The organism is Blautia sp. MSK17_66 (assembly GCF_020538025.1).
Taxonomy (GTDB): domain Bacteria; phylum Bacillota; class Clostridia; order Lachnospirales; family Lachnospiraceae; genus Blautia_A.
This window is the reverse complement of record NZ_JAJBNQ010000006.1, coordinates 1-19,481: the sequence shown is the minus strand read 5'-3', so window position 1 is coordinate 19,481 and position 19,481 is coordinate 1. Positions and strand designations below refer to the sequence as shown.

The 19,481-nt window shown below is 38.8% G+C and carries 14 protein-coding genes; 4 read left to right on the top strand and 10 right to left on the bottom strand.

From position 1 onward, the window contains the following. Positions 1 to 8: 8 nt before the first annotated feature. From LIR34_RS04405 to LIR34_RS04395, 3 genes are read right to left on the bottom strand one after another with little or no spacing between them, the layout of a single operon-like run. Positions 9 to 2,654, bottom strand: coding sequence for an Hsp70 family protein (locus LIR34_RS04405; RefSeq protein ID WP_173902102.1), 2,646 nt, complete (start codon positions 2,652 to 2,654; stop codon positions 9 to 11). A gap of 11 nt (positions 2,655 to 2,665) precedes the next feature. Next, positions 2,666 to 4,966: an MBL fold metallo-hydrolase gene (locus tag LIR34_RS04400; protein WP_173902101.1), complete on the bottom strand. Its 2,301-nt coding sequence runs from the start codon at positions 4,964 to 4,966 to the stop codon at positions 2,666 to 2,668. Between the two features lie 33 nt (positions 4,967 to 4,999). Next, positions 5,000 to 5,668, bottom strand: a complete 669-nt coding sequence (locus LIR34_RS04395; protein ID WP_173902100.1) for a 3'-5' exonuclease — start codon at positions 5,666 to 5,668, stop codon at positions 5,000 to 5,002. Between the two features lie 235 nt (positions 5,669 to 5,903). Between LIR34_RS04395 and LIR34_RS04390 the strand changes: the two genes are divergently transcribed. Next, on the top strand, positions 5,904 to 6,632 hold the full coding sequence (locus LIR34_RS04390; RefSeq protein ID WP_173902099.1) for an HD domain-containing protein: 729 nt from the start codon (positions 5,904 to 5,906) through the stop codon (positions 6,630 to 6,632). Between the two features lie 23 nt (positions 6,633 to 6,655). After that, entirely contained in the window at positions 6,656 to 7,321 is a 666-nt protein-coding gene (locus LIR34_RS04385; protein ID WP_173902098.1) for a TFIIB-type zinc ribbon-containing protein, read from the top strand. A gap of 115 nt (positions 7,322 to 7,436) precedes the next feature. Here the strand turns inward: LIR34_RS04385 and LIR34_RS04380 are convergent, their stop codons facing one another. Genes LIR34_RS04380 through LIR34_RS04360 form a run of 5 tightly spaced genes read right to left on the bottom strand, consistent with a single transcriptional unit; the run spans position 7,437 to position 16,420 of the window. Then, positions 7,437 to 12,899: a protein kinase domain-containing protein gene (locus LIR34_RS04380; RefSeq protein ID WP_173902097.1), complete on the bottom strand. Its 5,463-nt coding sequence runs from the start codon at positions 12,897 to 12,899 to the stop codon at positions 7,437 to 7,439. A gap of 20 nt (positions 12,900 to 12,919) precedes the next feature. Further along, positions 12,920 to 13,726 carry a PP2C family protein-serine/threonine phosphatase gene (locus tag LIR34_RS04375; protein ID WP_173902096.1) on the bottom strand — a complete coding sequence of 269 codons (807 nt, stop codon included), beginning with the start codon at positions 13,724 to 13,726 and terminating at the stop codon, positions 12,920 to 12,922. Next, a complete protein-coding gene (locus LIR34_RS04370) occupies positions 13,713 to 14,402 on the bottom strand; it encodes a hypothetical protein (protein ID WP_173902095.1) in 690 nt (229 codons plus the stop codon). Before LIR34_RS04370 ends, LIR34_RS04375 begins: the two co-directional genes overlap by 14 nt. 42 nt (positions 14,403 to 14,444) lie before the next feature. Then, on the bottom strand, positions 14,445 to 15,227 hold the full coding sequence (locus LIR34_RS04365) for a hypothetical protein (protein ID WP_173902094.1): 783 nt from the start codon (positions 15,225 to 15,227) through the stop codon (positions 14,445 to 14,447). After that, positions 15,176 to 16,420: a hypothetical protein gene (locus LIR34_RS04360; RefSeq protein WP_173902093.1), complete on the bottom strand. Its 1,245-nt coding sequence runs from the start codon at positions 16,418 to 16,420 to the stop codon at positions 15,176 to 15,178. The genes LIR34_RS04365 and LIR34_RS04360 overlap by 52 nt, the downstream gene beginning before the upstream one ends. Before the next feature lie 320 nt (positions 16,421 to 16,740). On the opposite strand from LIR34_RS04360, the gene LIR34_RS04355 reads away from it, so the two are divergent. Both LIR34_RS04355 and LIR34_RS04350 read left to right on the top strand, forming a co-directional pair. After that, positions 16,741 to 16,902: a hypothetical protein gene (locus tag LIR34_RS04355; RefSeq protein ID WP_173902092.1), complete on the top strand. Its 162-nt coding sequence runs from the start codon at positions 16,741 to 16,743 to the stop codon at positions 16,900 to 16,902. Continuing rightward, positions 16,899 to 17,867 (top strand): WG repeat-containing protein, encoded by a 969-nt coding sequence (locus tag LIR34_RS04350; protein ID WP_173902091.1) that lies wholly within the window; start codon positions 16,899 to 16,901, stop codon positions 17,865 to 17,867. Before LIR34_RS04355 ends, LIR34_RS04350 begins: the two co-directional genes overlap by 4 nt. A 42-nt stretch (positions 17,868 to 17,909) precedes the next feature. Here LIR34_RS04350 and LIR34_RS04345 read toward each other — a convergent pair whose 3' ends face one another. Together LIR34_RS04345 and LIR34_RS04340 are read right to left on the bottom strand one after the other, a co-directional pair. Next, positions 17,910 to 18,635, bottom strand: a complete 726-nt coding sequence (locus tag LIR34_RS04345) for an HD domain-containing protein (RefSeq protein WP_173902090.1) — start codon at positions 18,633 to 18,635, stop codon at positions 17,910 to 17,912. 279 nt (positions 18,636 to 18,914) lie between these two features. Continuing rightward, positions 18,915 to 19,481, bottom strand: a 567-nt coding sequence (locus tag LIR34_RS04340; RefSeq protein WP_173902089.1) for a hypothetical protein, incomplete at its 5' end; no start/stop codon positions are given.

The window sequence follows — 19,481 nt, the reverse complement described above, 5'->3', positions numbered from 1 at the left end:
ATAAGATATTAGTTGCAGGCGAGATGCTCGTCGAGAACGCTCGTCTCCTCAAGGCTGAGAGCTGTTCCATTCCATAGATCAATTACCGTGGAAACAAACATGGGATCGTCTTCTTTAGCAAGGTAATTTTTGATTGCAGACCATGTATGTTTCATGGTATAGCTGTCCGCACAGATAGGATTATCAGCCTGATTGGTACAGAGTTCTGCAATAAGGAGTGCAGTGAATTTATCCGTACCGTTCTCGTCTTCCAGCGATAACCATGGCGTGATTGTTTTGATGAATTTCACCAGATACTTCTGGTTTTCCATAGAAGTACCGGAGCCGAAGCGGTCAGCCATAAGGGAAGCGATCCACTGGTTAAAATCTGCTGTCTGGAAATAGTTGTTCAGGAATTCAGCTACCTTTTTGTCGTCGTGCTCATAGCGGATCACCATCTGCAGGATGACATTTTTGAACTGGGTACTGTCACCGTAAACCCGACCCATATATTCCGTGCAGAAATCAGCAAAGTTCTCACCGAACTGTCCGATGACTTCCAGGGCCCTTCGCAGTACATAGTAGTTCTGTTTGATTGCGGAAGCATATGGAGAAAAATGTTGTCTGGCATAGGAAAGCACCTGTCTCTTCTGCTGGTCGTTCCATCCATCCTTGAACATTCCTGCAATCATATAGATATATGCCAGCATGAGGTCTGACTGCTTGCAGGTTTTCGCGATATCCATGCATGGCTCAAAGAAATCTTCAGGATTAGATGCCTGACCGATGGTTTCCAAGGCTCTGGATAGCTGCGGATTCAATTCATGTCCGAGTTTATTTTTGTTCCTATCAGACAGAGCCCGCAGTTCGTTCAGTTCGCTTTTGGGGTTTAATTTTATTTTCTCGACAGTACTGATATTTTTTGATGTTCTTTCTGTACGTTTTAAGGAAGCCATATCCATTTCCATTGTTTTCTTTGTTTTAGGCTGTCCGGTGATCCAGGCTTCCATGGTCATCATTCGCAGCGGGTTAATGTAGATCTGAAAACTGATAGGAGTATCTGCCGGATAACTCCTGCCGAATTTTACTGTCCTTGTAGCTATCCTGCGGTTTGGGAGGTTCTTTGTTTTACCCCTTCCGAGGAACATTTCAATGCCCAGGGAGCTTGTTGCCTTATCCAGTTTATACTTGTCACGGATCTCTTCCGATTTATAAGGAAGTTCAGTACCTGCCGGAATCAGCTGGCTTACATACTCGCCTCGTAATCCGAGGTTAATGGTATCGTTTAAAATGGTGCTGGTATTAAATGCAATGCCTGGATGCAGAGCACTGGTGCATACGTTTGTTTTTTCAGAAGATGATGGATCTTCCAGCTTACGTACATTATATTTGTGGAGGCAGTAATGGTAATATACAGCTCCCCTTGCTACGGATAAATCGGGATCACTGGTTGTCAGTGGTTCGAACCCGAAGAAATCCTTTAAACGTTTTGGGATAAGATAAAACTTGGTCATGCCTCCATTTAAAATAACCGCGTCTATTTTTGTATCTTTCCCGCATTTATCGAGGACATCAAGAACAGGGTAGATGATGTTATTTACGTCCTTTTCCGCCATATGCTGGATTTTTGATGCATCCTCCAGCTTATACTTATATCCCATAAGTGGGGATATAATCCTTTCTACATCCGATCTGGTATAAGTGTCGGCATAAGCATAAGAATCATAAAGATCAATATCCATAACTTCCAGTTCATAATCTTCTGGAAGATCAATGTCAGACATTCTGGCACTGTCATAGGCCTGGGACAGGTCTACTTTTAATTTTTCAGCCAGTTTTCTTAATTTGCACATGACCTCTTCTTTTCGTTTAATGTTCACTTTAATACCATTGCTATCTTCAAAACGTTTTAACATATCTGCGGCCAGCAGTTCATCAAAATTATCACCGCCAAGAAGCGTATATCTGCTGATCGCCAGATCCTTGATGTTAAGGATCCCTTTTTCTGTATAACCTACCCAGTGGATTGTAACATCGAGGGTTCCGCCTCCGAGGTCAAATACAAGGACGTTCTTTTCTGTATCCAGCGACAGCAGGTCAGAAGGAATCTTCCCGCATTCCTGCATCCGCATGAAATCATAAATAACTGCCTTAGGCTCATAAAGCAGGACATCATGCATATTTTCCACATTGATTCCTGCCTTCCGTGCGGCATCGAGAGTAGCCTGGCACTGGTCTGAATCAAAGGAAGCCGGTACGGTTATAATGACATCACTTAATTCATTCTGAAACAGCCGCTTTTTGGCAGAATTGATCATGAAAGAAAGAATCTGTGCAGAAACATCAGAAGGGGTCTTGTCCGGGATTTCATCAACAAGGGGTACCTGGTCGCTGGTACCCATTAATGATTTTACGGACTTGCATACATAACCGCTGCGGGTTCCGTATCTGCTTTTCGCATAATCCCCGATATCGGCAGTCATTTTTCCGTCACTGTTCTTGTAATAGAATACAACGGAGGGAAGAAGGGGATTTCTTGACTTGCTTCCGGTATCGTTTTTGCGGTCAAGCTCCAGTACGATTGGTTTCATGGTATTATTCTGCATGTTTCCATAAGCGATAACGGAATTAGTCGTTCCAAGATCAATGGCAGTGTAATATTGTTTTTCGGACATAATCGATTCTCCTATTCTTCTTTTTCGCGTACTGTTGGAAGGGAAATAATGGTATTTCCATATTTCCATCCGGGTTTTTCTACAGTAACAGGCTTCTTTTCACCTTCATAGCTGAATGGCTCGCCAATGTATGTGTATCCGGACAGATCCTCTGCTTCTGCCATAAATTCACGTCCGGTAGAGTCAAGTGGGTGAATGCCGCTGTCTTTGATAAAACGAAGCAGCTGTTTGAATACAATCGTCAAGGGAAGAACCTGTGGCGGAATCTTTACTTTGTTTTCTTTTAATGAGACAAGTCTTCTGTCCACCAGTTCAATACTGTCCAGAAGATGTCCGTAAAATTCAGAGTTCATGCTGGTATAAAAAGATGCAATGGCCATGTCTTTTGCTTCCGCTGCGGTTTCATCGATGGTTTCATTTAATTCATCCAGCATGGCCTGTACCAGTTCCAGGGAATTCCTGCAGTTATCGTATTTGAACTGAAGCTGCTCGTATTTATCTCCGGAAGCCATCCCTTCCGCTTTGGCTGATTCAGAAAGCACATGCTCTGTTTCCTGAAGGACATCTTTGGCAGATTTTCTTTTCCGCCTCATGCCACTGTTTTTCAGCAGCCGTCCACGCAGGTTCCTGAGTAGCCTGTCACAGTAGCGGGCCCCGAAGGTAAACGCAACAGGCAGATATTTGTCATCTTTCAGATCCGGATCAGCCATAATCATGAAAATAACCATGTACTTTCCGATAAAATAGAGTTTTCCATTTTGGCGGTCGCGCAGATTCAGGTTTTCTGTGAGTTCGGAGAAGCTGGATGTGGCGTCCATATCTCCGTCGAGAGCTTTCTTTAATACGGACATCTGGTTTTCTACAAAACCAAGCACATATCTTCTGCGGTCTTCACTGTCAAGATTTGTATTATGTAAAGCAGTGCGGTAATCATCATAGGAAATGCCAGACTCTTTTACAAAAGAATCATGAAGTTTGTTATAAGCATCGTGTGGATGCAGTCCCGGATACAGCAGGCTCCCATAAATGGCAATCCATTCAAAAGTGGATTTATGCCGTCCTTTTCGGTACTCAGACAACTGATTTTCTGCAATTTCGAGTTCTTCTTCCATTACGGAACGGTAGATTTGATCGTATTTCATTTTCTTTGTCCTCTTTAAATAATATTTTTCACCGTTCACAGACTGTACTGCGTTGAGCGTGGGCTGCAGTTCCTTTACAGCGTGAGTGAGCGGTATCTTTTCTTTCACGGGACGGGTGTGCAGTACATACATGAAATCCGGCATAAGATGCTGGATGAACGAAAGTGTTTCCGGAATTGATGCATGAAGACTATAGTTGTCAAAGGGGATGGAAACACATCCTGTCCGTTTTGCTTCCTGGCCAACTACAATACAGTTTTTTGCCGGGATGTTTTCAGTGATATGAATGTTTGGGGTGTATACCTGATATCCCATGTCCGAAAGAATGTCTGCCACTGCCCTGCTCTTTGATTCCAGGTAGACAGGGAGTTCAGGAAAAACAGAGCTCAGGAAGTAAAACAGATCCAGATGTTTCGGTATGCTTCTCGAAACAAGATAGATGCCATCTCCAAGTTTTCTGTGTTCCTGAATGATATCTTTTAGTCCGGAATAAGGAGCCGGTAAGTCCGTGGGAGTGCCTTCACTGAACAGGCTTTCCCACGTATCCTTTTTCTGATAAGCATTCGGGATGTTGATCAGAAGAGTTTTTGGATGGAGCTGTTCCGGAAGACGCATGCCATTTACCTCAAACATGGAAGCTATACTGAAATCCCCGGTATACAGAATATCATGATGCCCGGTTTCCAGATGGATCATAACTGCCCCTGGCATATGTCCGGCTGGCAGCAGGGTAATTCTACATCCATGGATGAGAAATGGTTTTGCAACAGGTCGGGTATGGATACGTCCCATAAGGAACTGTGCTTTCCGGTAACGCTCATTTTTGATCTTGTCAATTTCTTTTCGCCCGGATATACGTCCGAACTCCAGAAGCTGCGTATAAATCAGCCTTTTTGAGGCTTCTGTGGTTATAATCTCTGCATTCGGGGCAAGGGAGGCAATCCTTGCGATGGATCCGATATGGTCATAATGTGCATGGCTGACCAGGATCAGGTCAAGATCAGAATAATCATTCAGTTCATACAGAAGCCTCTCATAATCCGGGTATAACTCATCTCCTTTCAGCCTGGCTCCGCAGTCCAAAAGAATATGTATACCCTCGATGGAGAGGTAATAGGCTGATGCGCCTATTTCGTTTCCCCCTCCCAGCGGGATAAAGCAATCACTCATGGTTCACTCTCCTTTTCTCATCTGCTGAAAACACTAAGAGGAGAACGACAGGGATGAAAAATCGAACAGGTCACCGATGGAAAAATTATTCTTGGGTTTCAGTGCATCAATGACATGCTGGAGTGCTTTCTGGCATTTGGCTTCATCATGCAAAATTCCAAATAAATCAGCCGTGTTTCTTGCATCCACAAGGGCATCATGCTGGTGACCGCAGAAGTCTTCTCCTGCATACATAACCGCGTCCTTTAAAGAAACATTGTGTTCCAGGCCAAGGGTATGTCCATATTCAGCCTGAAAATCAAACCATGTAGTGTCAATGTATTTTTTATCCTGAACGGATAAAGAGACATTTTTTAATTGTACTTCCCTCGAAATCTGGGCAAAATCATTATCGCTCCACTGGATGATCTGAATTTCATCCTGGATGCTGTTGCACCAGGAGAAAAACATACGTAAGGCATCATCAAAATAAGGTGCCGATTCCACCATGGATGTTTTGATTCCCGTCAGTTTTTCATATCTTTTTTCAATGCGGGAATTGAAATATGGTTTAACAAGAGTGACAAAGTTGCCAATCTCCTGGTACGCTTCATCCAACAGGATAGCGCCAATTTCAATTACTTCGAGTTTGCAGGTTGTGCGCTCTTCCTTGTAGACAGAAGCAATTGGATTCATTTCAAGATCGATAACAACATATTTCATAGTGGTTTCCTCCCTGGTTTATTTCCCGGAACAGCCTTTATGCGAAGGTATTCCATTGATTTGATAATATGAGCATAACATGGGGATTGGGGCAACTCAATGTCAATACGTTGCGAAAGAGCAGAGGGAAAAGGGGGTGTCAGTACGTTACGAAAGGGTAGATATTCAGAAATCTGGATGTGTGGTATAAGAATAGTACAGGTTACTATTGTGGTTTAGATAAGGAGGAATCGAAATGCAGAAGAAACGAAACATTATTCCACTGGTTGAAACTTATAACGAAGTGGATACAGAAAAGTACATCAAATCCTACATGTTTATCAAAGGATTTGCAGTAGCAAAAAATCTGAAGCAGACGCTGATTGCGCTAGCAGTGGCAAGACATTTCCATAATGGCCAGTACCGGAAGGACGGAATGCCGTACATTGTCCATCCGTTGAAAGTCTGTAGCACATTAATCAATTATGGGATTGATGATGATACAACACTTGCTGCTGCCCTGTTGCACGACCTGCTGGAGGACTGCAGTGATAAGCTCCCACTGAAAGGCCGGGAACTGATTACAGAGTATCATCTTTCCCAGGAGGTACTGGATATTATTACGCTTCTGACTAAGGAATCCGGGCTGGATGAATACGAGCTAAGTGTATATTTTAAAAAGATTGAGCGAAACTGTAAGGCATCTCTGATTAAGCTCAGTGACCGCCTGCATAACAGCACCAGCCTGTATACGTTTACCTTTGAACGGATGCGTAAGTACATCAAGGAGACAGATGACTTCCTGATCCCGATGGCTTCCTATTGCAAGAATTATTATCCGGATTATACCAATTCTTTTTCCATCCTGAAAAGCAACATTTATTCACTAAACAACAGCATGCGGATTATGATGGAGAAATTTGATGCGGCAAAATATATAGGTGGAAAACCAAATTCACAAGACAAAGAGGCTGCCGGGAATTAACTGCCGAAGGGGGATGACAAATTATGCGTGAACAAAAATGCCCTAATTGTGGCGGAAATGAAATAGTGTTTGATAATGGACGGTATAAATGTACCTTTTGTGGCACTGTTTTTACGGATAAGACAGCGGATAAGGCTACTTACAAATATGCCTCCCGTATTTCTCAAGCGACAGAGCATTTAAAAATTGGGAATTATGATAGAGCATATTCGATTGCCAAAGAGCTTGAGGATCTCCATCCGACGGATTCTAATCCATATGCTATTATACTGCTTTCTCTCACATCGAAACTGTCTGACTACCACTTAGAAGAAGGAAAAAGACAGGAAGCATCCGATGTATGGGACAAAATGGAACAGTTAAATGCAGTGGCACAGCCAATGATAGATTATGCGGAAATCATGTATCGAAAAAAAATGAATATGTTAAAAGCTGCTTTTATCAGAGATGCAGTGTTTATAGGATTTGGAATTATCATGCTTATAAATGCTTCTCTAAAGTATCCTGGCTGGTCAAAGTTATTTGTTATACTGGACATTCTCTATTCTGCCTACTATTGCTGGCTGAGCCGTACCTCAGAAAATGTTGAGATGTATAAAATTGAGAAGTACCGGGAAATACCGCATAATCCGTTTCTAACACCATTGCATGACAGCTTACTGGAAACGCTGACAAAGAAGAATTTGTAAAAATCTAAATATTGAAAAAATTTTAACGACTACCTCTATTTGGTTCAAATGGAGATAGTCGTTTTTATTTTCATTTTTTCTAGACATATTGGAGTAAGAAAAATTGACAAAATTTTTAATCAATTTCAGCTCCGTATAATTTCAAGATATCCAGATCCTTTTTGGTTAAATCAGAAGCTGGATTAAGATTATGTAAAATTGCGCCGTTAACATCCAAGCCTGGAACAAAATATATTGTTTTTTCACATTCACAAATATCATTGCATCTGAGCGTGGTTCCATCATCTCCCGTAATAACTCCTGCTACTAAGTCAAACTTTTTCCAAAATATGTATATAAATTTTTTTAACTTTCCTTTATAGCTGTCACCGTATGAAAGAGAAGCCGTTATTTTCGGCGAAAACGGATTCCAATATTTTATCGTGCCATCATTCGAAGCAGTTATTATTTTTTCCAGTTCTGTTATACGTCCAATATTCTTGTCGAAAAATATTGAAGTCACAAGATCTGAATGCCCTTTCTTTTCTGGATTCTCCTCATCTAGTGTAGAAATTCCGTGTAAAATAGAAATGCAATGCCATGTTTCAGTATCGTAAATTTTCACACTCGACTTTCCAAATGGAATAGCCATGTAATGTCCGTTAGCATTAAAAGAGATTGTTTTTACATTTCCATTATTAGCCTCCAGTATTGCTATACATGATAATGTTTCCATTTCCCTGATTTCTATCTTTCCGCTGCTCCACGCTACTGCTAAATATAATCCGTCAGGACTGCATGAAATCGCAGTTACCTTAGAATTATATTGGTGATAAGTAAACTCTGGGCTGGCTATTATTGAAGTTGAAGAATTATACTGAACCATATCCTTCTTAAAGAGGTTTAGTGTATGATTCGTCAGATTTTCAAGGTAAGGCTCACAATATTCCTTCACGTAGTTTATTCTTTCAAATGTTTCTGCTGAAAATTTTTCAATAAAGTTTCCATTGCAGCAAAAAATAAATTCACCATCTTTGGAAAAAACAGCCTTGTCTGATTTGTTCCGAAACGTGGTAAGTGTTGAAACGGAATATGTGCTCATATCAACGACTTGTGGTGCAGCATCATGTAAAGTTATCAATAAAAGCTTATCGTTCGGACTGAACTCCATATACAGTATACGCTTATCAGAAACTTTTACAAAACCATTCAAATGTGTAAAAGGAGAGCCGATACAAATATTGCCATTTTCCCTGCCTGTAACACATATTTTTTTTGAATGGGAAAATACAGAATAATTATATAACTCCTTATTTTTTTGAGGGTATATTCTTACTTTGTTCAATTCTGCATCATAACGCAGGCTCCCTTCCTGTTTTGACGATATATAAAGTAAATTGGCTGTACCTGTAATATTGTCTATAGTCTTAAGGCTGCTATCATAAATAGGGACAATATTACTCATAGATACTTGTGAACCAGCATTTTTAAAATACCAAATCAGGATATTTGATTCGATATCGCATGTTATCATTAAATTGCTTCCTTTTGCATAGGTTTCATCTATGCACGTTATTTCTGACAATAAAGAGCCTATTTTTTGATCATTCCCATGAGGATATTTACTAAAATCATATAGACATATTGTTCGACTAGAAAAAGCTACTGCCAAAAATGAATCTTTATTGACAAATTTGATTGATGATACAGATTCGCTGTCAAAATAAAACACTGATGTTTGCCAAATTAAGCATTCACGAACAATATTCCCTATGTGCATAACATCTGTCTGGCTGCCCAGAGATGCATATTCCATTAACAGTTTCTGAAATTGAATAATTTTAATTTCATGATCATTCGCTATAGCTAAATATCTTCCTGTAGAATCAAAACACAACGAAATATATACTTTTTCTTTTATTACAGTCAGATTCTTGGTTGTTGCAAAACATACTTTTTTTTCGCAATCTGTTCCATAATTATCCACTGCATCTAGTGGAATTTTTGCGATGTTTTTTTTTGTAGAATCATTTTCAAAAACGGCCAGTTGGTTGTGAGTGTTTATGAGAACAATATATTTCTCGTCTGGCGAAAAAGAAATCAGATTAGCACAAAAATCTTCTCGTACTATATCCAGTTTCGTTTTTGTATTTGATACGCGATCTAGGATTTGAACTTCTACCTTGTTATTGAATATTGTATTGTACCCTGTAATTAGCATTTCTGCTTTTTTTAACACACTATTGTTTGCTAAAATTAGTTTTTCTGCATTTTTATCCGATAGAGCAAATTTTGTTTTAGGATAGTTCTTTTTTATTTCATAGCAACATACATCGTATATACACGCTCCTTTTATTGTTGAAACCAACAGTTCTGCTCCGTCATGAACATATTGGATATTATTAATAGAATATTCGCTGTCAATAATAGTCTGGATATATTTACGGGTTTTTAAATGCCATTGTTTTACTGTTCCACAAGAATCCCCTGTCAGAAAAAATTCTCCATCAGGCGATATTCTAATACAGGTAATAGAAGAATCATGTCCATTAGGAAAAAATGTATGTTTGGTTACTAAAGCACCATTTAATAATGCTTCTTTTAAAGGTATTCCATTAAAGCTGCATTTACTTAAATCAAGTTCGGATAAGTTCATACCATTTAAGTTTCCACGTGCTTTTTCAAATATATCAAGCAGATTATGTATTGCAATACCAATGGAAGCCTCACCTGAAAAGTTCTTCTTGTATAATGCCAGTATTTTTGTCAAAAGAGATCTTTTTCCTTCTGGAATACAAATTTTACTTTCACCATTAACAGATTGAAACTCGTTTTTATACTCTTTTAAAATTTCACCTATAAATAAAGATACTGTTTCACTAATATATTCTGTACTTATACTGCTAAGGCAAAGAAGCGCAGTCTGTTTATTGTCATCATTCGAACCAGTCTCCTCTAGTTTCTCTTTCTCCGCAACATACAAAGCCATTTTCATATCAGTAATGATTTTCATTGCAGCAAAAAAGTCCCTGATATGCTGATGAATAAAGCTGTAGTTTTGATTATTAGCATATAAAATACCTAATGAATATACACAGTATTTGGCAATTACGGACACATAATCCTCACCCAAAGGTCCTTCTAAAACAAGCAGCTGTTTGGCATAGGTCTGTGTATTTGGAACTGGATCTTCTCCTTTTAAATATTCTTTAAAGTATTTTCTTCCATAAATGCCACAGATATCTGTATCGGTCTCTTCTTTCAGGACAGTATCAATGATCTGCTTGAAGGTCGGGAGATCAACTGCATACAGATCATTTTTCTCCATATACCATCCCAGTTCCGGCAGCAGGAAATCAAGAATAAATCCCTGCATTTTTTCATCAAGAGAATTGGTCTCATATCCGTCTCCTGCTTTTTGACGGTCCATCTTGATTTCAGCAATCCGGTTGCGGGCAGTATACTTGGTGCTGCGTTCACTGAAAAATGAGTAAAGAATCTCTCCCGGTGTAGAAATATCTGCCGTGTTATACAGCTCTCCATAAAGCTTCAGGAAAAGCGGGATTTTTAATGTTTCCATAAGCCGACTGTTTTTACTGACCTGTTCAGAGGAAATCTTACATCCGTCCAAATATTCTTTAATAATATCTTCGTTGACACCGGTCAAAAAAAGGCGTTCAAAGGAAGCATCCAGATCACTCAAAGTCTCATCCGCTCGGCTTGTGATAATAACAGTAATATTCTTATGTTTTTCCAGTAGTTCTTTTATTTCCTCCACAATCAGTTCTGACGGAGCACCAAGGAAATCTTTTTCTTTCGTAGAAAGCTGTTTCTTAGAGACCTCATTTAACCCATCCAGAAGCAGGAGATACTGTGTATGTTCCTCATCCGCACGCAGAAGCTGATCAATGTTTTCCATAATGGAAGTATCATCTCTATCCATAATTCTTGACATTTCTTCAGTATTTTCAGAAAGAAGGTATTGTTTGTCTACAGATCCAAGCAGCATATACAGATATCTCTGAATAAAAGTTGAATGGGAAGCATGATACGCACTGCAGTAATCTGCCGGGGCTTTGGAGAGTTCAACAAACAAAGGGATTATATTTTTCCCATTTTCTGCTGGGTGGTAGGCCTTATCTCTGTAAGTGTCTTCCATTATAGAGTTTAGAGCAGTGGTTTTTCCTATACCGCCCTCTCCAATCAGATACATATTATGAAGTGTTTCAGGATATTTCAGAACCCCAGACAACGGTTTCAAGCCTACAGTCTCTTCCGGATTTGTAGACACGTTAATTGGGAAATTAACCGCATTTGAAGAAACTGCAGATAATGGCATAATAGTCTTGTCAATATTAAGACCTGCAAAACGGCAACCTGTTCTCCGGCTTTCTTCATACCATAATTTCCCGGCTTTCCATGCAGTTTCCGGTTGAAGGAATCTGTTCGCTTGGCGCTGTCGTTGGAAATTTGCAGGCCCACTTCTCATAATATTCCGGGATGGGAGACTAATGCCTGACGACATCTGTGATCTGCCTGGCTGTGACGTTGCTTTTCGGGAAGAATAGTAGTTATCCCTGGTTGAGCTAGGGACATAATCCGGATCTTCCATCAATCTGCATAAATCTTTCTTCATTGCTTCTGCTGTCTGATAACGGAAATCCGGCTCATATTCACAGGCGTTTGACAGAACTTTCTTCAGGCCTTCCGGGATATCTGATTCAAGCTCCGGAAGTTTTTTATCATCTATTCTCTGCTCATAATGATTATGAACCGGAACGGTATCTGCCAATTCATAAAGAACCAGTCCCAGCGAATAAATATCGCATCGGTGATCAACTGACGATCCATTTGCCTGCTCTGGAGCCCAGTAATTCCTGGTACCTTCCTGAAAAAACTGAGGACTATCTTCTTCTCTTGCAATACCGAAATCCCCCAGGCAGTAATTATCATGATACAAAAAAATATTTTGTGGTTTGATATCCTGATGGATAAGTTTGTTTTGGTGCATCTGCATCACAATAAGAGCATCACAGAGATCAATACCGACAGTAAGGATTTTGGTAAAATCTTCTGGATGTTCTTTTGGAATATCCTGTTTCTGAAACTTATAAGTATCCATTTCATCAGTCAGGCATTTTGCCAAAGGCATCTGAATTGCATAATCTACCCCAATTCTGTTAAAGCTGTCACATTTCCATGAAAGACGTGTGGCAGTTCCGGTAAAAGGGATTATATTAAGCTTACCTGCAGTATTGTCAGTTATGCTGCTTAATATGGTCATGTTTATCATTTCACGGCAGAAATTTTTGTTAATGTTAAGGTTTTCTGCAATTAAGCTATCTAATTCAATTATTTTGCTGTTCAGATTTTCACCGTTACATTTTTGGGTAACACCACAAATCACTTTTACCGCATAATGGTTTACCTGATAGACGATTGTCCTGCCACCAGATCCGGTTCCGAGTTCTGTAATGGTATCAACTTTGAAGAATTCTTTCACAGCTTCCATTTTTGCTTTCCGGACCGCTTTTCTCTCGTTTTCATCTTTTATTTCCATCAAAGAATAATTGTAGTTTTTATTTTCAAATACTCCCATATCATTCTTCCTCATGTTTTTTAATATATTTTAATTTGTGTCACTGAAATGTCATCCTGTGAACCGGAGGAACTGGCAGAATAAAGTAATGGCACAGTTGCAAAAGGTTCTGTGTTTTTTTGTATAACTGCCCGAATAGAATAGTTACTGCATACGGAAGAAATCCCATCGGTCATCAAAAAAATCATATCATCCCGCTTTAGTGTAATCCATGAGGTTTCTAATGGATGAAACTCATAGCCATATGCATCCATTCCAACGAAAGCTGTTAATTTGTTAAGATCCGACTTGTACCGTGGGTCATCTTTGGAATACAGGCCATTTTTAACTGATAAAGCTGCTTTAGACTGATCTTCTGTCATCTGGAAAAGAATCTTATCCCGGTATAAATATCCCCTGGAATCACCGGACCAGAAAAAGCGTGCCGATTCTTTTTCACGATCCAACACGCAGACTACTGCTGTTGTGCCAAGAATCATATGAGAACTCCGGATAATCCTGTTATTGGCTGTTTGAAAAGCATCCGAAATCATGCAGGATACCTGTTCCGGAGAAAGCTTGTCATTTAGTTTCATATGTACGTTATAAAATTCTTCTGCTGCATACAGGGAAGCATATTCCCCATAAGGACCGCCGCCCATCCCATCAAATACTGCAAACAGGCTGTACCGGCAACGGTTGGTGGCTGTAAAGGAAAAAGAATCCCTGTCTGTGTCGCATTCCTTTTTATAATGGGAGCCAATGAGGAAATTGTCTTCATTATTTTCATGGTTAGTTCCTCTGCATGTTTCACCAGCAGCAGAAAAAGAAAGTTTATAATTTGGCATATAAGATAAATGATCCTCCTACTATAAATATATATTTATCATCATAAATAAAACGGTATGTTTTAGCATTTTCCAGCAATAATTCATTTTCAAGAGAGATCAGGACGTTATCATCATTAATCAAGAAAAAATTATTTCGAACATCTTCAGAAGTATCCAACTGGTATGCTTGTTTCGATTCATTATAACTGAATGTAAGAAAATCATATGGAACGTCATCCAATTCTATTTCCCTCCCCATACCACTTCCATTGATTCTGATGGTCTCGGTTTGCATGAAATAAAAATCCCAGTTATTTTTATGGGCAGATAAAAACATAAATACTACAGGAAAGATTTTTTCAGGATCTGCAGGATCTTTTCGCATAAATGAAAACACATTAGGTAAATTTCTTTCCATGGAAATGGGAAAAGTTTCCTCAAAAATACTATGATTATTGAATTGGGTTGGAAGTTCGTTCAAATACTCTGTATAATATAGGTTTTGATAGAGATAAGTGATTCTTCCTTGGCTTATTTGCATATCCATGTTTTGTAGTGCAGAATATGGACGGAAAGATATGTTTGTTTCATATTCCAGGTCTTTCTTTTCAAGGATATACGATTCTCCCTCTTTGAAATAGTCAGACTCATTATAATAAGCAAAATCTCCATCAAAAATGCAAAGATAACTCATAAACTAGTTTCTCCTTTTAAAAAATATGATATTTTTCTAAAATTATATTAAATATTTTCTGAAATCGTTATCTTTTAAATAAAAAGATGTTTTCCTTACCAAAAAATCAAACATTACATTTTCCGGATACAGAGAAAGTAACTCCTTAGAATAACGGAATGACATTGGGCGTACAATCTGTAGTTTCTTTAAACAAATGGTTTTTTCAGCAGGTTCAAGGGGTTTCTTAGTTTTGCGTCGTTGATTTTTTATCACATACCTGAAATTCACTTTGATTACAAATAGATTTTGACATGCATTTGATTCAGGATTTGGTCTGGATTTTCTAACTGCTTTGTCTGTACTGGTAAGTGTCCTTTTTAAACTTTCGTTATCTGCTCCTGCCGGAGGCTTAAATTGAAGAATATCGAAACTTTTTGTTGGATATATAACAGCAGCTACAGAAATAGACCTGATCCAGCCATACCTCCGCAAAGATTTCATAGCGGTAATAGCATCTGTGAAATCCATATATTCCTTATCATATTTAGAAGGATAATTTGAAAAACGTTGAAAAGCAGATATTGCTTCAGAGAAATCCTGCTTTGTAATTCCATAACAATTGCTGTAAACACTTGTAAATTGGTCAATAAGATCTTGGGATGACACTTCGCATATATATCCAGTAGTATTATCAGATGCTGTCATAACAATGTTTTCAATAAAATTTCTTGCATACAAAGGAGGTTCCTGTGCCAGATTAAGAAGGTTGTTGATTCCTGCTTTACTGCAATTTAATATGAGCCCCATAGTAATAATGTCATTGCGGCTGAAAATACGTTCCATATGTTTGTGAATTGGCTCGGGGACTGTTTCCTGCTTTTTAGAATTTTTTTCTGCTTTTTTGGTCTTTTTACAATTCCGAATGCGGCATATAACAAATTACTTAGACTGGACGGCCACTTGTCAATCTCACCCTTTGGAGTCGAGTGTGTTCCGTTAGTTTTTGCGGAAAATCGTAGAGCACTGTTTGTCAAAGCACGAATAGAATTCTGAGAGGCATCAAGTTGGTTGTTTTTGCAAATGCAGTATTTATCAGTAAACAGTATTGCAAGATTTCCATTTAACATATTGTAAGAGGAAATAAAATGCGGAACATACTTTTTAAAATATTCAATAAAACTGGACTGCTCGAAATTCAAGTTATTGAGTTCATAAAGCAGACTTGTGGTTGATACATCTTCGCTAGTTTCTTTATTTTTTTCGGAATCTATCTCTAGTTGTGCGGTTATTAACAGATGATAGTCTAATTTATCAATGAATTCCTGGGCTGTTGCGAATGAATAACATTTATGTCCAAGCATGAATATGTAGACCATATCCTGCAAAGAGTTCTGTAAGGTGGCACTGGATGAAGTTCCTTTCAAATACAGCTTATGCATACCGGCACATTCCAAAAGTTTATTTGTTTCTTCAAGTGTACATTTTGCCCAGAAAGCTAGTTTTATAACCTTGACTCTGTCATATGGAACGGATCCACCACGCCACTGGTCAATTACATTGCGGGTAAATTTTCCACCACCATAACATTTGGAAGCCATATCACCAAGAGCCTGCCTTGAAAGAGAAAAATTTTCCAGTGTTTTATTTCGGAAATATCTTTCATAAATAGTTCGATCTTCATCATCAGAAATTGAATCTTCTCCAAATTCATGATTTACAAATATTTCTCTTTCGTGAAGGTCTGTAATTGAAAAAATATCAGAGATAATTCCTTTTTTTATTGTTTTTCCAGGAATTTGAAGATTATCATCAATTAAGTGATCTACAGCTTTTGCCCATCTTTGAGATGTATCCCAGCAACTGTCTAAAATTTCTTTCTGATAATCTTCAGGGTACATACATTCATCACGGCTGATTATCCCATTCTGAATAGTATCATTAAGTTTTTTTGTAACATCCGGTTTTTGAACTGATATTGCTTTTTCTATAAAAAGATCTTTACAGTATTTGCAATCACACTTATCTTTCGTATTCATACATGATGTTCTCCTCTAATAATCTCTTGTTATACATCGGACAATTACTGCCATTGCAACGATAAGGAACTTTCCTATATTTGTTTGGTGTGGTGTTTGCTGCTCCATAAAGAAGCAACAATTAGAAAGTTGTCACGAATGCTGTAGAATCCTTTCGTATCCATAAGGCTGTCCCTCTTTAAACTTCACATATTGACTATAAGAAATTATACCAGAAAAGCCCCTTTTTGCAAATGTCAGTATGTTATGAAACCAAGAATTTACAAAGCTCTTGACAAATGTTTAAATAGATTAATAAAAGTAACCCAGGAGGATTAGACATGGTAAAGAAAGTTTTAGAATTGCTACTGGCAGAATACGAGGAAGAAATGCCTATGAAGCAGCAGTTTGCAAGTATGCTGATCTGTTTGGCAATCACAGGTCTGTTAATCTGTATCCAGGACAGGCAGGAAAAAATAAGATCAAAGGAGCTTACAAAATGATGAAGATGAAAGAAGTCTGGAACTCAATATATCCTTATCTGGAAGACGCAATTGACGAAAAAGATTCTCTTCCTCTTAAAACTCAGATTGTTCTCTTTCTCGTCGTTTTCGGAATATGTATGCTTCTCGCGTATTCATCCAATAAGGCTTATGCAGAGCGTAACATGAACGCTTCAGAAGACTATTCCGGAAGCAAAAATACCATCTCAGATGAAAATAGATTGATTCAATATGGCGATATGGGAGCCTATCTGCAGCAAAATGGTGAACGGATATCTGACTACTATCAGATAATTGAAGATGATTTTGAAGACGATATGCTTCGAATGGTTGGTTCTAATGGGCTGTATGGCTATATTTCCAAATATACAGGGAAAGAATTAATCATCCCAAGTTTTCAGGAAGCTACTCCTATGAATAAAAATTCTGCTTGTGTTAGCAAAGATGGAAAAAATTATTTTTTCATTGATGAAAAAGGGAAAAGAATGACCCAGGATTACAGGCAGGCATATCCATGGGAAAATCAGGGACAATATGCCAGAGTGGAGACAACAGACGGTTGGGCAATTATTAACAAAGAAGACGAAATTCTCCTTGACCAATGTACCATGATCAATTCATTGTCCGAGATAACAGCGGAAGGAACCGCCCTGCGCGACGGAAAAGGGGTACTGTTCCGCATTAATATAGATAGACAATCGGAGACAATATCTGTTGTAATGGAAATACCAGACGTTTTGGAAATTTCGGAATTATATTACAATAGTTTTGCAATAATAGAAAAAGAGAACGGATATGGGGTGTTTTCTGCCCAAGGGGATATAATTGTCGATTCGGTATACGAAAAGATTACATGGGAAGCAATCCCTTTTGAGGATAATGAGTATGGACACAAAATAATCTTTAAATGCAAAGTTCTAGGCGGACCTTATGAAATTAAAAACTGGGATCCGAGAAAGAATTAAAAATAAGCAGACAGGCAGCCTTATAAAAGACTGCCTGTTGTACTACTGTATATTCAGATTTGCATATGTGTTATATACTACTGCCCCATCAAGCCAGCGGTTTGGCTGTGAGAAAGTACCAGGTTCCGTGTTTTTCATGGTATCTTCGTAGATCCAGAGTTTGCTGTCCAGGTCATCCAGGATATGAAGCACATATGCTTCCCTGGTAGCCGGCGTTTTCACTGCGCCATATTCCATTTTTCCATGATGTGAAAGAATCATATGGATAAGTAACTGAATTGTTTTGGAATTCTCATCAATTCCACATGCACTGCACGCTTCTCTGATCATAACAGCACCAAGATATAAATGTCCATATAGATTGCCTTCTATTGTGTATTCCGCGTTGCCAAGATTGTCCATCTGCAGCTCCCGCAGTTTTCCGATATCATGAAGGATCGCTGCTGACATTAAGAGATCGTAATTTAACGCATACACAGAGGAAAGCATTTTGATATTGGCAATAATCCGGCAGATATGATAAAGCAGCCCGTTCAGATAATTATGATGGACAGACTTGGCAGCAGCCCATTTACGAAAATCAGGTTCATTCTGCCGGATCAGGTATTCCGTTATGGATTTCAGATCCGGATCATTCATTCCTGAAATACAGCGGTAAATCATATTCATACCCTGATCCGGATCAATAGGGGCATGCCGCACATAGTCTGCCGGGTTGCCATTGGGAGCAATGACTGCTCCTTTGATGTTAATATATCCATTTTTCATGGTCAAGGTAAGGTCAACAACTTTGCCCTCGTATGGGATGCGGATACCCAGATATTCTCTGGGTTTGCATTAAAAACATTTCAATGCCATAATGAAGAGGGCAATACACGCTAAAAACATCTTAAAATCTTCTAAAAAAACGTATGAAAAAATGGTCAAAAACAGCGTTTGGTCACCGTAGTATTTACTGCCGTTTGATACCAAATAACACTCTGCAACACCAAAATATTGTACATAAAATCACCAAGCAGTAGTACTATATATTGTTTATCGATTCTCCTATTCTTCTTTTTCGCGTACTGTTGGAAGGGAAATAATGGTATTTTCATATTTCCATCCAGGTTTTTCTACAGTAACAGGCTTCTTTTCACCTTCATAGCTGAATGGCTCGCCAATGTATGTGTATCCTGACAGGTCCTCTGCTTCTGCCATAAGTTCACGTCTGGTAGAGTCAAGTGGGTGAATACCGCTGTCTTTGATAAAACGAAGCAGCTGTTTGAATACAATCGTCAGGGGAAGAACCTGTGGCGGAATCTTTACTTTGTTTTCTTTTAATGAGACAAGTCTTCTGTCCACCAGTTCAATACTGTCCAGAAGATGTCCGTAAAATTCAGAGTTCATGCTGGTATAAAAAGATGCAATGGCCATGTCTTTTGCTTCCGCTGCGGTTTCATCGATGGTTTCATTTAATTCATCCAGCATGGCCTGTACCAGTTCCAGGGAATTCCTGCAGTTATCGTATTTGAACTGAAGCTGCTCGTATTTATCTCCGGAAGCCATCCCTTCCGCTTTGGCTGATTCAGAAAGCACATGCTCTGTTTCCTGAAGGACATCTTTGGCAGATTT

Excerpts from the sequence above, each read along its gene's own strand:
- LIR34_RS04400 (WP_173902101.1), bottom strand. The coding sequence starts at position 4,966 with ATGAGTGATTGCTTTATCCCGCTGGGAGGGGGAAACGAAATAGGCGCA.
- LIR34_RS04365 (WP_173902094.1), bottom strand. The coding sequence starts at position 15,227 with ATGGAACGTATTTTCAGCCGCAATGACATTATTACTATGGGGCTCATA.
- LIR34_RS04345 (WP_173902090.1), bottom strand. The coding sequence starts at position 18,635 with ATGAAAAATGGATATATTAACATCAAAGGAGCAGTCATTGCTCCCAAT.
- LIR34_RS04360 (WP_173902093.1), bottom strand. The coding sequence starts at position 16,420 with ATGAATACGAAAGATAAGTGTGATTGCAAATACTGTAAAGATCTTTTT.
- LIR34_RS04395 (WP_173902100.1), bottom strand. The coding sequence starts at position 5,668 with ATGAAATATGTTGTTATCGATCTTGAAATGAATCCAATTGCTTCTGTC.
- LIR34_RS04385 (WP_173902098.1), top strand. The coding sequence starts at position 6,656 with ATGCGTGAACAAAAATGCCCTAATTGTGGCGGAAATGAAATAGTGTTT.
- LIR34_RS04390 (WP_173902099.1), top strand. The coding sequence starts at position 5,904 with ATGCAGAAGAAACGAAACATTATTCCACTGGTTGAAACTTATAACGAA.
- LIR34_RS04380 (WP_173902097.1), bottom strand. The coding sequence starts at position 12,899 with ATGGGAGTATTTGAAAATAAAAACTACAATTATTCTTTGATGGAAATA.
- LIR34_RS04355 (WP_173902092.1), top strand. The coding sequence starts at position 16,741 with ATGGTAAAGAAAGTTTTAGAATTGCTACTGGCAGAATACGAGGAAGAA.
- LIR34_RS04370 (WP_173902095.1), bottom strand. The coding sequence starts at position 14,402 with ATGAGTTATCTTTGCATTTTTGATGGAGATTTTGCTTATTATAATGAG.
- LIR34_RS04375 (WP_173902096.1), bottom strand. The coding sequence starts at position 13,726 with ATGCCAAATTATAAACTTTCTTTTTCTGCTGCTGGTGAAACATGCAGA.
- LIR34_RS04405 (WP_173902102.1), bottom strand. The coding sequence starts at position 2,654 with ATGTCCGAAAAACAATATTACACTGCCATTGATCTTGGAACGACTAAT.
- LIR34_RS04350 (WP_173902091.1), top strand. The coding sequence starts at position 16,899 with ATGATGAAGATGAAAGAAGTCTGGAACTCAATATATCCTTATCTGGAA.